The 13,910-nt window shown below is 33.5% G+C and carries 15 protein-coding genes and 1 other annotated feature; of the genes, 11 read left to right on the forward strand and 4 right to left on the reverse strand.

Going from position 1 to position 13,910, the window contains the following annotated elements; genetic code table 11:
* Window positions 1–89: 89 nt before the first annotated feature.
* Window positions 90–698, reverse strand: coding sequence for a riboflavin synthase subunit alpha (locus tag AC5LWZ_RS07635; protein ID WP_110447775.1), 609 nt, complete (start codon window positions 696–698; stop codon window positions 90–92).
* 194 nt (window positions 699–892) lie between these two features.
* Here AC5LWZ_RS07635 and crcB point away from each other — a divergent pair, with 194 nt between their 5' ends.
* On the forward strand, window positions 893–1,270 hold the full coding sequence (gene crcB, locus AC5LWZ_RS07640; protein ID WP_086357986.1) for a fluoride efflux transporter CrcB: 378 nt from the start codon (window positions 893–895) through the stop codon (window positions 1,268–1,270).
* Window positions 1,271–1,375: 105 nt separating this feature from the next.
* Complete coding sequence (locus AC5LWZ_RS07645) at window positions 1,376–1,774, forward strand: cell division inhibitor SulA (RefSeq protein ID WP_110447774.1); 399 nt, start codon at window positions 1,376–1,378, stop codon at window positions 1,772–1,774.
* A gap of 606 nt (window positions 1,775–2,380) precedes the next feature.
* Here the strand turns inward: AC5LWZ_RS07645 and AC5LWZ_RS07650 are convergent.
* Complete coding sequence (locus tag AC5LWZ_RS07650) at window positions 2,381–3,007, reverse strand: TetR/AcrR family transcriptional regulator (protein WP_493463400.1); 627 nt, start codon at window positions 3,005–3,007, stop codon at window positions 2,381–2,383.
* A 219-nt stretch (window positions 3,008–3,226) separates the two neighbouring features.
* On the opposite strand from AC5LWZ_RS07650, the gene AC5LWZ_RS07655 reads away from it, so the two are divergent.
* The 3 genes from AC5LWZ_RS07655 (at window position 3,227) to AC5LWZ_RS07665 (ending at window position 5,958) form a co-directional block, all read left to right on the forward strand.
* Window positions 3,227–4,438: a Tm-1-like ATP-binding domain-containing protein gene (locus tag AC5LWZ_RS07655; RefSeq protein WP_198200020.1), complete on the forward strand. Its 1,212-nt coding sequence runs from the start codon at window positions 3,227–3,229 to the stop codon at window positions 4,436–4,438.
* Between the two features lie 16 nt (window positions 4,439–4,454).
* A complete protein-coding gene (locus AC5LWZ_RS07660) occupies window positions 4,455–5,288 on the forward strand; it encodes a phosphoenolpyruvate hydrolase family protein (RefSeq protein ID WP_493463401.1) in 834 nt (277 codons plus the stop codon).
* Between the two features lie 253 nt (window positions 5,289–5,541).
* Window positions 5,542–5,958 carry a DoxX family protein gene (locus tag AC5LWZ_RS07665; RefSeq protein ID WP_110447771.1) on the forward strand — a complete coding sequence of 139 codons (417 nt, stop codon included), beginning with the start codon at window positions 5,542–5,544 and terminating at the stop codon, window positions 5,956–5,958.
* 69 nt (window positions 5,959–6,027) lie between these two features.
* On the opposite strand, the gene AC5LWZ_RS07670 is transcribed toward AC5LWZ_RS07665, so the two are convergent.
* Together AC5LWZ_RS07670 and AC5LWZ_RS07675 are read right to left on the reverse strand one after the other, a co-directional pair.
* On the reverse strand, window positions 6,028–6,903 hold the full coding sequence (locus AC5LWZ_RS07670; RefSeq protein ID WP_493463402.1) for a DUF4261 domain-containing protein: 876 nt from the start codon (window positions 6,901–6,903) through the stop codon (window positions 6,028–6,030).
* Window positions 6,904–7,550: 647 nt separating this feature from the next.
* Complete coding sequence (locus tag AC5LWZ_RS07675; protein ID WP_493463403.1) at window positions 7,551–8,102, reverse strand: cysteine hydrolase family protein; 552 nt, start codon at window positions 8,100–8,102, stop codon at window positions 7,551–7,553.
* 106 nt (window positions 8,103–8,208) lie between these two features.
* On the opposite strand from AC5LWZ_RS07675, the gene AC5LWZ_RS07680 reads away from it, so the two are divergent.
* The 6 genes from AC5LWZ_RS07680 to hisH all read left to right on the forward strand — a co-directional run bounded on the left by AC5LWZ_RS07680 (window position 8,209) and on the right by hisH (window position 13,899).
* Window positions 8,209–8,601, forward strand: coding sequence for an Lrp/AsnC family transcriptional regulator (locus AC5LWZ_RS07680; RefSeq protein ID WP_493463404.1), 393 nt, complete (start codon window positions 8,209–8,211; stop codon window positions 8,599–8,601).
* Between the two features lie 195 nt (window positions 8,602–8,796).
* Window positions 8,797–8,922 (forward strand) — a sequence feature (His leader region).
* Between the two features lie 39 nt (window positions 8,923–8,961).
* The gene (hisG, locus tag AC5LWZ_RS07685) at window positions 8,962–9,861 is read left to right on the forward strand and encodes an ATP phosphoribosyltransferase (protein ID WP_198247262.1); all 900 of its coding nucleotides are present in this window, start codon (window positions 8,962–8,964) and stop codon (window positions 9,859–9,861) included.
* Window positions 9,862–9,865: 4 nt separating this feature from the next.
* The gene (hisD, locus tag AC5LWZ_RS07690; RefSeq protein ID WP_493463405.1) at window positions 9,866–11,167 is read left to right on the forward strand and encodes a histidinol dehydrogenase; all 1,302 of its coding nucleotides are present in this window, start codon (window positions 9,866–9,868) and stop codon (window positions 11,165–11,167) included.
* 9 nt (window positions 11,168–11,176) lie between these two features.
* Window positions 11,177–12,232: a histidinol-phosphate transaminase gene (gene hisC, locus AC5LWZ_RS07695; RefSeq protein ID WP_493463406.1), complete on the forward strand. Its 1,056-nt coding sequence runs from the start codon at window positions 11,177–11,179 to the stop codon at window positions 12,230–12,232.
* 11 nt (window positions 12,233–12,243) lie between these two features.
* Window positions 12,244–13,311, forward strand: a complete 1,068-nt coding sequence (gene hisB / locus AC5LWZ_RS07700; protein ID WP_493463407.1) for a bifunctional histidinol-phosphatase/imidazoleglycerol-phosphate dehydratase HisB — start codon at window positions 12,244–12,246, stop codon at window positions 13,309–13,311.
* A complete protein-coding gene (hisH, locus tag AC5LWZ_RS07705; protein ID WP_086363954.1) occupies window positions 13,312–13,899 on the forward strand; it encodes an imidazole glycerol phosphate synthase subunit HisH in 588 nt (195 codons plus the stop codon). It begins immediately after the preceding gene.
* Window positions 13,900–13,910: the final 11 nt, after the last annotated feature.

A 13,910-nucleotide genomic window follows, 5' to 3' on the forward strand; every position in this document is an offset into this window, starting at 1 on the left:
TTTATTAACGTATGAATGTTTAACAATAAACCATTATTAACTAACAATCAGTACACTATCAGCCAATTTAGGTACAAATTAGCTTAACTTTATTTTTTCGTTGCTAATACCCTTTCCACCGTATCAACGATAGCTTGAGTTTGTGAGTCAATTTCAATATTTACTTCATCACCAATTTTTTTACTATCTAGAGAGGTAATCGCTAATGTTTCAGGAATTAGATGGATATTAAATTGATTATCTTTTACTTCTCCTACCGTTAAACTTGCACCATCTATACCAATAAAACCTTTATATAAAACATATTTCATAAATTTTTCTGGCATGGCTAACGTCATTTGACAGTTAGTTGCTGTTTTTTGGATGTCAATAATGGTGGCTCGGCAAGATACATGACCTGACATTACATGACCACCAATTTCATCACCATATTTTGCACTTCGTTCAATATTTACCAAATCATTTAACTTTTTACTACCGAGAGTTGTTAAGGCTAACGTTTCTTGCATAATATCAAAAGTAACCCAATCATCTTTAAAATCGGTCACAGTTAAACAACATCCGTCGTTAGCAATGGATGCACCAATTTCGATATTCGGTGTTAATTTTGCTGGTAATTTTACCTTATAAGTACGTAATTTATCTTGATCGATGATATCAATAATTTGACCAACACCTTGAACGATTCCTGTAAACATTATTTTAACCTTTATAATTCATCATTATTATCAGCTATTTTAACGCAAACCAATAAAAAATAATAATGATTACAATCAAATGATTTTGGTTAGCCTAGCTAATAAATGAAATAATTTACTCAGCAAAAAGATACCCATTTTATTAGTCTACTGATATGATCATGGTTAATTAATGATTTAAAGGTTTACCATTTATGTTAAAACTTATTTTAGCAATTTCGGTCGGTTCAGTTGCTGGTGGTTTATTACGCTGGTTTTTATCGTTAAAGTTAAATGTGATTGCTTTTACTATTCCGTTAGGGACATTAGTTGCTAATTTAATTGCTGGTTATATTATTGGTTTCGCCATTGCCTTTTTTAATCACTCTACCCTATCTTCTGAATGGAGATTGTTAATAATTACTGGTTTTTGTGGTGGATTATCGACTTTCTCCACCTTTTCAGCTGAGATTGTCAATTTTCTTCAAGAAGGACGTATTGGTTGGGGATTAACTACCATCGCTATTCATGTTGCAGGTTCAGTATTAATGACGTTTTTAGGGATTTTGACCTATCAATATTTTCGTTCATGAAGATATATTACACTATAATAATATAAAAAATGAGCAAAACGGTATTTACAACCTCAAAATACTGTATTAATATACACTGTGTAAATAAACAGTGTAGAGATTATTATGCTTATTGAACATTCATCACCACAACTTATGGCTATCAATTTTGAAACACCTTTTCAACAAGTGTTGCAACAGCAGAGACCTTTATTACGTTCGTTCAATAAAGAAAAGAAATGGCAATTATGGCTATCAGATCGTCCAATGTTAAAACGTTCATGGCTGAATATTGCTGGGCTTGATAAACAAAAAGTCGTACATTTAGCTAACCTAACTAATAATAATTTAGTCTCGACTATTGAAAAGGCATTACAAAGTAAAACCTGTAGTTATGTGGTTGCTTGTATTAACGATCTTAATGAGCAAGATAAACAACGTATAGAACAAGCCGTTTTAACCAGCGATACTTGTTTATTCTTAGTTCACGATGAGCAAAGTCAGCAATCTGTTCAATACCACTAATTTGAAAATTAACCTTTCAAATATAAAAGTATTTGGCATACAATTTAATTATTTTCTTTACTAACTTCAATTATCATAAAAAGACACTATCTAATCTAGCAGTGTCTTTTTTATTTATTATCCGATCATTAATGTTAAATCACCTGATAAGCTAAATTGTTTACTACTGTGAAAGAATAAGCGAACTTTTAAAAAATTTATTAAATGTTGGATTAAGTTTTTAATCACTTTTTTAACAAACGAATAACATTAAAACCATCAAAAGGTTGGCAAACTAATATTGGTTTTTATTTAAGAAAATAATGGTAAATTGCGCTACAAGACTTTAAAGTTTCTAATCAATTGAATGCTGCTATTAAAAATATTTTTAAACTTACCTAATAAGACACTGTATTTATTATTCTAATTAAGATTAAAATTGATAATAGGTTAAATATTGTTATCGAAAAGAGGGAATTTAAGATTACTCTTTATTAGACTTATTTATACTTAATGCATAAATTAAACTAGCGTATTCTAACTTACTGTATTTTAAATATAAGTTATAATTTTGGTTAAAACTATTGCTAAAATGTAATTAAAAATTTTTAACCGAACTTAGAACAATCAAGATTCAGTAATCGATTCATCTTGCACTTCTTGTTTAGCTTGATTAATGATAGCTTTAACAATCCATTGTGAAAGATCTATCACTTGCTCACTGTCAAAGTTCCAAATATCTTTTAACACCATGAATATTTCAGAACCATATATGATTGAAATTGAGTAGATAACTTTATCAAAAAGATCGTCAGATAATTGTGCTTTGAGTGGCTGTAATAAATTGGTAAGAATTTCCTTACGATTACCTCGCACAAGTTTTTTAGTCTTTTCAGTTAATTGTGACCGTTCATCTGCCCATTGTTTTAAAGAGAGGCTTAAAGCTGCGCGTAATGTTCCCTCATGTTTTAACATTTGTGGCAAAGCAAAAGCTAAAAAATCATTTATCCGATCTTCGACATTTTCTTTATCTGATTGCCATAAAAATATTGGGCTAAGTGATTGTTCAACAGCCGCTGATATTAAATCGGTTTTAGTCGGAAAATAGCGATAAGCAGTAGCTCTAGAAATACCTGTTCTATCTGATAATTCAGTGATAGATATCTCTTTACCCTGCTCTAAAGCCTCAATCGCAGTTTCGATAAGACGATCGTAAGTTCTTTTTTTGGCTCCAGAATATTTCTTAGAAATCATTAAGCTATCTATATTCATATTTTTATTTATTGCCAATTAGTAAACTTTTGTAAATTATACAACTTTTTTTAACATAACTATAATATTAAAAAAATTTTTAAAAAAATTTAAAAAAAATGAGACTAATGTCTCATTTTTAGCTTATAATCGTCAAAGTAGTAATCGCTGATAGTTGAGTAAGAAGTATCGAGTTCTATTTTATCTGTTAAGGAGAAATAAATGGCATCGCATAATATGGTTTACTTGGTCGCGACACTAGACACAAAAGGAGAAGAGATTGTTTACGTCAAACATTTACTTAGTAAAAGAAATGTTGAAAGTAAAATCGTTGATATCTCCACTAAGCAACCACATTCTTTTAATCACATTGCTGATATTAGTGCTAGCACTGTTGCTAAATATCATCCCGAGGGTGAAAAAGCTGTTTTTGTCACCGATAGAGGAAAGGCTATCGTTGCAATGGCTAATGCATTTAAACAATTTTTAATAGCGCAAAATGATGTTGACGCTATACTCGGTTTAGGTGGTTCGGGTGGTACCGCATTAATCACTCCAGCTATGCAAGCACTGCCTATTGGCGTACCAAAGTTGATGGTTTCAACTATGGCTTCAGGTGATATATCAGGATATATCGGTGCAAGTGATATTGCCATGCTCTATTCCGTTACAGATATTGCTGGCGTAAATGTTATCTCAAGAAAAGTACTCGCCAATGCAGCTAATTCTATCGCAGGTTCAGTGTTATTTAAAACGCAAGAACAAGTTGAAGATAAGCCAGCAATTGGATTAACCATGTTCGGTGTTACTACCCCGTGTGTTCAATCACTTTCAGCAAAATTAAATGATAAATACGATTGCTTAGTTTTTCATGCAACGGGTAGTGGCGGTAAGGCAATGGAAAAATTAGCTGATAGCCATTTATTAAAAGGTGTACTTGATATTACGACCACTGAAGTTTGTGATCATCTATTTGATGGAGTACTTGCTTGTGATGAAGATCGATTTGAAGCCATTGCAAGAAGTCAAGTTCCATATATTGGATCATGTGGTGCCCTTGATATGGTTAATTTCGGTAGCCCAGATACTATTCCAGAAAAATATCGAGATCGTCTGTTTTATCCTCATAATCCACAAGTTACTTTAATGCGAACCACGCCAGAAGAGAATAAAATCATGGCAAATTGGATCGCTACTAAACTAAATAAATGTCAAGGTGAAGTCGTTTTTATTATTCCTGAAAGTGGTTTTTCTGCACTTGATATTGAAAATGGGGATTTTTGGTCACCGCAAGCGGATCAAGCTTTCATAGATGAGTTTGAAAAAGTCTTTATTCAAACTGAAAAACGACGGTTAATAAAAACCTCGCATCATATTAATTCACCAGAATTTTGTAATTTAGTTATTAACGAATTTAAAAATATAATTAAATAAAGTAATGGAGAAAATTATGAGTAGTAAACGTGCTCAATTATTAAAAAAATTCCATGATATGATTGCTAAAGGTCAACCTATCATCGGTGGAGGAGCTGGTACAGGATTATCGGCGAAATGCGAAGAAGCTGGTGGTATTGATCTGATTGTAATTTACAATTCTGGTCGTTATCGTATGGCGGGTCGCGGATCGCTAGCTGGCTTATTAGCTTATGGTAATGCCAATGAAATTGTTATGGATATGGCAAAAGAAGTATTACCGGTTGTAAAACATACTCCTGTTTTAGCTGGTGTAAATGGCACCGATCCTTTCTGCCAATTTGATCAGTTTTTAGATCAAATTAAAGCTACCGGTTTTGCTGGCGTACAAAACTTCCCTACTGTCGGTTTAATTGATGGTAATTTTAGAGCTAATCTTGAAGAAACAGGTATGGGCTATGCGTTAGAAGTTGAGATGATTCGCAAAGCACATGAAAAAGATCTGTTAACTACACCATATGTATTTAGTGAGCAAGATGCTATTGATATGACCAAAGCTGGAGCGGATATTTTAGTTCCACATATGGGCTTAACCACCGGTGGTAGTATTGGCGCCCAAACCGCATTAAAACTTGCGGATTGTGTACCTTTAATCAATCAATGGGCTAAAGTAGCTAAAGCAATTCGTCCAGATATTATTATACTTTGCCATGGTGGACCTATTTCATCCCCTGAAGATGCAGAATATATTTTACAAAATTGTCCTGATTGTAATGGTTTTTACGGCGCAAGTTCAATGGAACGTTTGCCTACAGAAACAGCATTAACTCAGACAACAGAAAGATTTAAGTCTATTCGACACCAACAATAAGTAAGCAATAACGGTGCGACGACTCGTCGCACTGCTATTTTTTCTATTCACAAACATAAGCAAATTATACTTATATCATCTTAATTTTCAGTTATAAAAATTGATGATAATTGTCTATTACTTTACTATTGATTGTTAACTGTGAGACAATCTTAATTGCAGTATCCTATGTTTTAAAAGAGTAATAACGTTTTTAAGAAATCTTTATGAGTTTCATTATTGTTATTTTGCTAACTTAATATAGGAAACCAAAATGAAAGAATATCAAACTGATGTAGCTGCATTTGTATTACGAATTGCTTTAGGTATGATGTTTTTAGCCCATGGTTTTACCAAACTACTTGTTCTAACCCCTGAAGGTACCGCCGAGTATTTTCATACTCTTGGCTTTCCTAGCTTTTTTTCTTATATCGTTATCGTTTTTGAAATTGGTGGTGGCGCACTATTGTTACTCGGTATTTTAACCCGTGCAGTAGCGCTAATTGCTTTTTTTCAACTAGCAATAATAACCATTGTACATTGGACTAATGGTTGGTCATTTACCAATCCTGGTGGTGGTTGGGAGTATCCAGCTTTTATGTCATTAACCGCTTTTAGTTTGGCATTATTAGGAACTGGGCGATTTAGTGTTTTAGCTGGTAAAAAATATCCACAAACGATTCAACAATAAGATGCTAAGTATTTAGGAAAGGTAAAGCCAAATATTTATTACCTTTCCTAAAACTCGAATAATATAAAATTAGTTATTAATTTCAATTACTAAAAGATCACCCTGATCTTTTAAGAAATACTCATCATCTTGAGGCGCTCGTAATGACATCATACGATTATCCCCCATTTCAATGGTATCGCCAGGATTCATTATTGCTTGACTTTGTCGCAAATAATTTAAAATGTTACTAAACATATCAAAATAATATTCACTTTCTTCATAACTATTGGCTAATGCAGCAAAATTAGGTAAACCAAATTTATTAGCACCATAAGTACGCATCCAAATCCCTTTAATATTTTCTATCTCATATTTAACAAAACCACAAAACAATAAAGGTAAACATTCCCCTAAAGTGGATAAACCATCTTTTTCCGAAGCTAGTGAATTAATAAAATTAACTGGTAATGAAGTATGAGCATCTTCATTAATTACTGCTAACGCATTAAATTGTTCAAAGCATGCTACTAAACGAGTTAAAGCTAAGTACTGCTCTAATACATCTTGTTCATAGCCAACATAATATAATAATAAATGACTATCACTTTCATAAACTTGTTGTTTTATTTCTTGACTATAACTAGCAGGAGTAACACATGCTTCTAATACAGCTTTAGGATAAGGCGCATTGAGACCAAATATTCTAATAACATGTTTACCCCAACTTACTAAAATACACATACCTTCTTCAAGTTGTCCGAACGGCGTTTCATATCGAATATCTTTTATGGTCGGATTAATCGATTTAAGTTTTGCTAATAATTCGTCGTTATTAATGTTAAGCGCACCGCTAAATACGATACTTAAGCTAACGGCATTTTCAATATCAGGATTTGGGACAATCGAATTATCCATCTGTTTTGATTCTGTTTTTTTACCAAAAAAACGAGAAAATATACCCATTTCATATTCCTTATGACAACTATTCTAAATTAAATCAAATTTTGTGTATTTTATAGTAATTGACGATATAAAACTTAAACAATAATATCCACTTACATATATTAAGTAAATATTTTATTTATCAATTTTCACCATTGTAAATTTTTTAATTCAATAATTAAAAAGTCAATCAAACATCGAGTTCTAAGTGGTAATAATTTGCGACTTGGGTAAATAGCATAAATATTTAAATCCTATTAATTAATAAATATTAAAACATCGATGATTTAATCAAATATTAATAATGGTTTATTGTTTCTATAGGGGGTGCCGATAAGTTTTTATTGCTTCTAGCCAATCATTAAATTCAAATAAATTTGCTTCATTTAAATCATTTGCATCTAGTATGGGCCATGATAATCCAATGTATCCGTACAAATACAAATATTAACGAAAATGTATAAATACCATAAAAAATTGGTAGCATGAAAAACCCAAAAAAATATAACTATTAATATGATTAACAGGATGAGCCATATAAAATCCAATTTATAAAACTAGCTATAACAAAATTCCTTTCAGTTAGGATTATCACGGATAAATATTTATGTCAAAAAATGAGGATTTTTTATTAATCCTCAAAAATTAAGAAAAAGTATTTTAACTTATTAATTTGTTTCAATGAATGATTCAATATTCATTACTGTTGCAAATCGCATCAATGCCGACATAAAGCTATTATGAACATCTGACGATGAAATAATATTACCGTTAAATTCAAGATCACGGGTAGTACAAGCATCATGAATTAAAATTGGTTGGTAATTGAGTTCATATGCACAACGAGTTGTAGAATCAACACACATATGACTCATCATGCCACAAATGACCAGCTGGGTTATTTCTGCTTGCTTTAACTTCTGCTGTAATTGTGTTTGATAAAAACTATTCGGATAAGCCTTTTCAATCACAAATTCATTATATTCTTGAATAGGAAGTAATTTAGGATGTAACTGACAACCATAACTATTTTTAACAAAGAAAACAGCATTAGCATCTTGGTTAACGTGCTGGATATAAATAATCGGTAATTGCTTTTGGCGGAAATAATTTTGTAGCTTTAAGGTACATTGCAATGTCTGTTCGGTATTGTTTAATGGGTATTTTCTATTGGGAAAATAATCATTTTGTACATCAATAATCATCAATGCTTGAGTCATTTTGCTCTCCTTTGTAATGTTTTGTGTTATTATTTCGAAATAATCAACCTCTAAATGACATAGCAAATTGAAGTAATAAATCTCGGTTTGCTTTCAAATTGGAAATATGGATAAAAAAGACCACGCTATCTTAAATCAATTAAGACAAAATAGTCGTCAATCCTGGCGCGAGATCGGCGAGAAGGTATTCTTATCAAGTCAAGCTGTGGGGCAACGTGTACAAGAGTTGCTAAATAATCATATTATAGAACAGTTCACAATCAAAGAACCAAAACATCAATTACAATTTATCACTATTTACATGAACTCAAATCAATTTGAATCTTTTGAAAAATTAGTAAAATCTGTTAATGAAATTTCTGAGTTTTATAAGATTACTGGTGACGGTTGTTATATGATTGTTAGCTGTTTTGAAAATGATGCATTAGATGCTTTCTTAACAAAAATCTCGAACTTTGGCCGATATAAGGTCAGCCATCAATTAAAACAAATTTTATAATTTAATCTATTTCTGTTATTTAAACATGACAAAAATAAATAAGATAGATAATTAAAAAATTTCAATTTTTTATATTTTTTTAATAAATCGACAAAAATAAGTTGCGAGTTAGTCATTTGTGTTATATGTTGTACAACAGTTAAATTTAAAGGTTTTATTTTTTATGAATTGTTTTTGTGTTTTCGTTACTAAACATCATCATCACCATCATTCCTGAATAGTCTTCGGGCGATTGGTGCTGGAAGACAAAAGGTCTTCCGGTGATATCGCAAAAGCATTTAGAGAACCCTCGGAAGATCAGTCTTCCGAGGGTTTTTTATTTGTGGTTTATAAATTTATTTAAACAAGTTGGAGAATAATATGTTGGATAATTCACGTTTACGTATAGCAATGCAAAAATCGGGACGTTTAAGCGATGAGTCGAAAAAATTATTGGCTCAATGTGGCGTAAAAATCAATTTGCAAGAACAACGCTTAATTGCTTTTGCCGAAAATATGCCAATCGATATTTTACGAGTTCGCGATGACGATATTCCAGGACTAGTGATTGATGGTGTTGTCGATATTGGTATTGTCGGTGAGAATGTGTTAGAAGAAGAAGTTCTTGATAGAAGAGCCGAAGGTGAAAATCCACAATATAAAACCTTGCGTCGCCTAGATTTTGGTGGCTGTCGCTTATCAATTGCAGCTCCTCGTGATTTTGTTTACAGCGGACCAGAATGTTTAAATAATTTACGCATTGCAACCACTTATCCTCACCTGCTCCGCCGTTACCTTTCACAATACAATGTCAATTTTAAAACCTGTTTACTTAATGGTTCTGTTGAAGTTGCACCACGAGCAGGCCTTGCAGATGTAATTTGTGATTTAGTATCTAGTGGGGCCACACTTGAAGCTAATGGTCTACAAGAAATTGAAGTTATTTATAAATCGAAAGCTTGTTTAATTCAACGAGAAGGTGAAATGTCACCAACAAAACAAGCATTAATCGACAAAGTGATGACGCGTATTCAAGGGGTAATTCAAGCTCGTGAATCCAAATACATTATGTTACACGCTCCAACAGCCGTTTTAGATCAAGTTGTATCATTATTACCTGGTGCAGAAAACCCAACCATTTTACCATTAACAGGTGAACAAAATCGGGTAGCACTACATATGGTGAGTACTGAATCATTATTCTGGGAAACCATGGAAAAATTGAAAGATTTAGGCGCAAGCTCAATCCTTGTATTACCAATTGAAAAAATGATGGAGTAATTAAATGAAACTATCATATTGGCAACAATGTTCTAAAGAAAAACAAGCAGAATTACTAACTCGTCCTGCTATAGCTGCTTCTGATACTATTAGCCAAGCGGTTAAAGATATTTTGATTCAAGTAAAACAAAATGGCGATGAAGCCCTAAAAGAATTAAGTAATAAATTTGATAAAGTACAAATTAAGCAAATCAAATTAACAGAAGATGAAATAAAAACTGCGACAAGCCGTGTTAAACCAGAATTAAAACAAGCGATGCAATTAGCTGTAAGTAACATCGAAAAATTCCACCAAGCACAAGTTAGACAAACTATAACTGTGGAAACGATGCCGGGCATCAAATGTCAGTCAGTAACCAGACCAATTGATTCGGTAGGACTGTATATACCAGGAGGTTCGGCACCTTTATTATCTACCGTATTGATGCTAGCAATACCAGCTAAAATTGCTGGTTGCCGTAAAGTAATTTTATGTTCACCACCACCTATTGCCGATGAAATTTTATATGCAGCAGAACTATGTGGAGTGAGCGAGATTTATCAGCTAGGTGGTGCACAAGCAATTGCTGCAATGGCATTAGGTACTGCATCAGTACCAAAAGTTGATAAAATATTTGGCCCAGGTAATGCCTATGTGACCGAAGCGAAGCGTCAAGTTAGTCAAAGGCTAGATGGTGCAGCTATAGATATGCCAGCTGGACCTTCAGAAGTATTGGTGATTGCTGACAGTTTTGCTAATCCAGCATTTATTGCCGCTGATCTACTTTCTCAAGCTGAACATGGTCCAGACTCTCAAGTAGTACTACTAACACCCGATGAAAAAATTGCTCAAGCTGTTTCAATTGAAGTAGATAAACAACTAGCACAACTGTCACGCCAAGAGATCGCAGAAAAAGCTTTACAAGAAAGCCGACTTATTGTTACTAAAGATTTAGAAGAATGTGTGAATATTAGTAATCGCTATGGACCGGAACATTTAATTATTCAAACGCAAAATGCTGATGAATTAGTTGATAAAATTAATAGCGCTGGCTCGATATTTTTAGGTGATTGGTCACCTGAATCAGCAGGTGATTATGCATCGGGTACTAATCATGTTTTACCTACTTATGGTTATACAGCTACTTATTCGAGCCTTGGTTTAGCTGATTTTCAAAAACGTATGACAGTACAAAAATTGACTGCTGAAGGTTTGCAAGCAATCGGTAATGCTGTTGAGCTAATGGCTCAAGCAGAGCAACTTACCGCCCATAAAAATGCCGTAACTATTCGTTTAGCTAAACTTAACTCAGATTCTGAAAAATAGGTGAATAAAATGGACATTAATCAATTAGTCAGAAAGAACGTACAAAAGTTGACTCCTTATCAATCAGCTAGGCGTATAGGTGGTAATGGTGATGTATGGCTAAATGCCAATGAATACCCTGTTGCACCCAATTTTCAGTTAACTGAGCAAAACTTAAACCGCTATCCTGAAGCACAACCCGAACAAGTGATTAATCGTTATGCGCAATATGCGGGTGTCACTCCAGAGCAAGTGATTGTTAGTCGGGGGGCCGATGAAGCAATAGAATTATTAATGCGAGCTTTTTGTGAACCTGAAACCGATACAGTGCTTTACTGCCCTCCAACTTATGGTATGTATCAAGTCAGTGCCGAAACACTAGGTATAAAAACCAAAACCGTACCAACTAAATCTAATTGGCAACTCGATTTAGACGGAATTAAACAAAATCTAGACAATGTTAAATTGATCTATGTATGTTCACCTAATAATCCAACTGGTAATTTGATAGACCAAGATGATATTAAAACTTTACTTAAACTAGCTGAAAATCGCGCTTTAGTGATTATTGATGAAGCTTATATTGAGTTTTCTCCAAATTCAACAGTTGTGAGCTGGCTTGCAAATTATCCTCACTTAGTTATTTTACGAACTTTATCGAAGGCTTTTGCACTAGCAGGACTACGTTGCGGCTTTACTTTAGCAAATAAACCAGTAATAGATGCTTTACAGAAAGTCATTGCACCTTATCCTTTAGCAACACCGGTTGCTGATATAGCAACCCAAGCATTAAGTAAAGATGGTATAAATACCATGAAGTTACATGTTATCAATCTCAATAATCAAAAAGAGAAATTAGCGAATCAACTTTCGGCTTTAGAAATCGTTGAAAAAGTTTATCCTAGCGAAGCTAATTATTTATGTGTTAAATTCCAAAGCAATAAAGAGGTATTTAGCAAATTATGGAATGAAGGCATTATTTTGCGTGATCAAAGCAAATCAATAGGCCAAGATGGTTTTATTCGAATTTCGATTGGTACACAAGCAGAATGTGAAGCAGTAATAACAGCACTCAAAGCGATATAATAGGAGCAAGTATGTTACAAAAATATTTATTTATCGACCGTGATGGAACATTAATAGTTGAACCCCCTATTGATTATCAAGTTGATAGTTTTGAAAAACTTGCATTTGAACCTAATGTGATCCCAGCACTACTAAAACTACAAGCTGCTGGTTACAAATTGGTTATGGTTACCAATCAAGATGGATTAGGAACCAGTAGTTATCCGCAAGCTGATTTTGATGGACCGCATAATTTAATGATGCAAATATTCGAATCACAAGGTGTTAACTTTGAAGATGTACTGATCTGCCCTCATTTTCCTCAAGATAATTGTGAATGTCGTAAGCCGAAAATCACTTTAGTTCTACCTTATTTAACCAGTGGTAAGTTAGATAAACAAAATAGTTACGTTATCGGTGACAGGGTCACAGATATGCAATTTGCTGAAAATATGCAAATAAAAGGATTACACTATAATCCAGAATCACTTAATTGGAATGAAATAGCCCAACGTTTAACCACTGCAGATCGTTATGCCAAAGTCGAACGAAATACCAAAGAAACCAAAATTTTAGTTGAAGTTTGGTTAGATAGACAAGGTGGCAGTCAAATTAATACTGGCATTGGTTTTTTTGATCATATGCTTGACCAAATCGCCACGCATGGCGGTATCAAATTAAACATTCAAGTAGAAGGCGATTTACATATTGATGATCACCACACTATTGAAGATACAGGTCTTGCCTTAGGCGAAGCACTAAAAAAAGCACTTGGCGATAAACGAGGTATCACTCGTTATGCATCAGTTATTCCAATGGATGAGTGTTTAGCAAAATGTGCAATGGATATTTCAGGTCGGCCTTACCTCAAGTTTTCAGCACAATTCAGTGATCCGAAAGTTGGCGATATGAGTACACAAATGGTTGAACATTTCTTCTATTCTCTAAGTTATACTATGGCAATTACCTTGCACATTGAAACAACCGGTGATAATGACCACCATCGTATCGAAAGCTTATTTAAAGCTTTTGCCAGAACACTCAAACAGGCGATTAAAATTGAAAGTGATAGATTACCTAGCTCGAAAGGAGTGTTATAGATGAAAATTGTCATTCTAGATACTGGCTGTGCTAATCTTTCCTCAGTCAAATATGCAATACAGAGATTAGGCTATAATCCAATTATCAGCCTTGATCCTGATACAGTACTCGAATCAGACAAACTGTTTTTACCAGGTGTCGGTTCAGCTTCTGCTGCAATGCAAAAATTAGAAGAACGTAATTTAATTGAGCTTATCAAAGTCTGTACTCAACCAGTATTAGGTATCTGCCTCGGTATGCAACTTTTAGCTGATTATAGTAATGAAGGTCATGTCGATACCTTAGGTATTATTCACGAAAAAGTAGTACAAATTCCTGATTGTGGATTACCACTACCACATATGGGCTGGAATCAAGTCAATCCCAAAGCCGGACATCATCTATTTAGAGATATTCCTGATGGTGCTTACTTTTACTTTGTACATGGATACGCCTTACCATTATGCTCATCAACTATCGCAGAAACCAATTACGGCGAAAGCTTTACTGCTGCCGTACAAAAAGACAACTTTTACGGTGTGCAATTTCATCCAGAGCGTTCTGGCTTAGCCGGTGCAAAATTGCTCAAAAACTTTTTGGAGATGTAACTATGGCAGTT

This window comes from Gilliamella sp. LMG 34362 (assembly GCF_984569125.1).

Excerpts from the sequence above, each read along its gene's own strand:
- AC5LWZ_RS07680 (WP_493463404.1), top strand. The coding sequence starts at position 8,209 with ATGGATAAAAAAGACCACGCTATCTTAAATCAATTAAGACAAAATAGT.
- hisH (WP_086363954.1), top strand. The coding sequence starts at position 13,312 with ATGAAAATTGTCATTCTAGATACTGGCTGTGCTAATCTTTCCTCAGTC.
- AC5LWZ_RS07650 (WP_493463400.1), bottom strand. The coding sequence starts at position 3,007 with ATGATTTCTAAGAAATATTCTGGAGCCAAAAAAAGAACTTACGATCGT.
- hisD (WP_493463405.1), top strand. The coding sequence starts at position 9,866 with ATGAAACTATCATATTGGCAACAATGTTCTAAAGAAAAACAAGCAGAA.
- AC5LWZ_RS07670 (WP_493463402.1), bottom strand. The coding sequence starts at position 6,903 with ATGGGTATATTTTCTCGTTTTTTTGGTAAAAAAACAGAATCAAAACAG.
- AC5LWZ_RS07665 (WP_110447771.1), top strand. The coding sequence starts at position 5,542 with ATGAAAGAATATCAAACTGATGTAGCTGCATTTGTATTACGAATTGCT.
- crcB (WP_086357986.1), top strand. The coding sequence starts at position 893 with ATGTTAAAACTTATTTTAGCAATTTCGGTCGGTTCAGTTGCTGGTGGT.
- AC5LWZ_RS07675 (WP_493463403.1), bottom strand. The coding sequence starts at position 8,102 with ATGACTCAAGCATTGATGATTATTGATGTACAAAATGATTATTTTCCC.
- AC5LWZ_RS07635 (WP_110447775.1), bottom strand. The coding sequence starts at position 698 with ATGTTTACAGGAATCGTTCAAGGTGTTGGTCAAATTATTGATATCATC.
- hisB (WP_493463407.1), top strand. The coding sequence starts at position 12,244 with ATGTTACAAAAATATTTATTTATCGACCGTGATGGAACATTAATAGTT.
- AC5LWZ_RS07660 (WP_493463401.1), top strand. The coding sequence starts at position 4,455 with ATGAGTAGTAAACGTGCTCAATTATTAAAAAAATTCCATGATATGATT.
- AC5LWZ_RS07645 (WP_110447774.1), top strand. The coding sequence starts at position 1,376 with ATGCTTATTGAACATTCATCACCACAACTTATGGCTATCAATTTTGAA.
- hisC (WP_493463406.1), top strand. The coding sequence starts at position 11,177 with ATGGACATTAATCAATTAGTCAGAAAGAACGTACAAAAGTTGACTCCT.
- AC5LWZ_RS07655 (WP_198200020.1), top strand. The coding sequence starts at position 3,227 with ATGGCATCGCATAATATGGTTTACTTGGTCGCGACACTAGACACAAAA.
- hisG (WP_198247262.1), top strand. The coding sequence starts at position 8,962 with ATGTTGGATAATTCACGTTTACGTATAGCAATGCAAAAATCGGGACGT.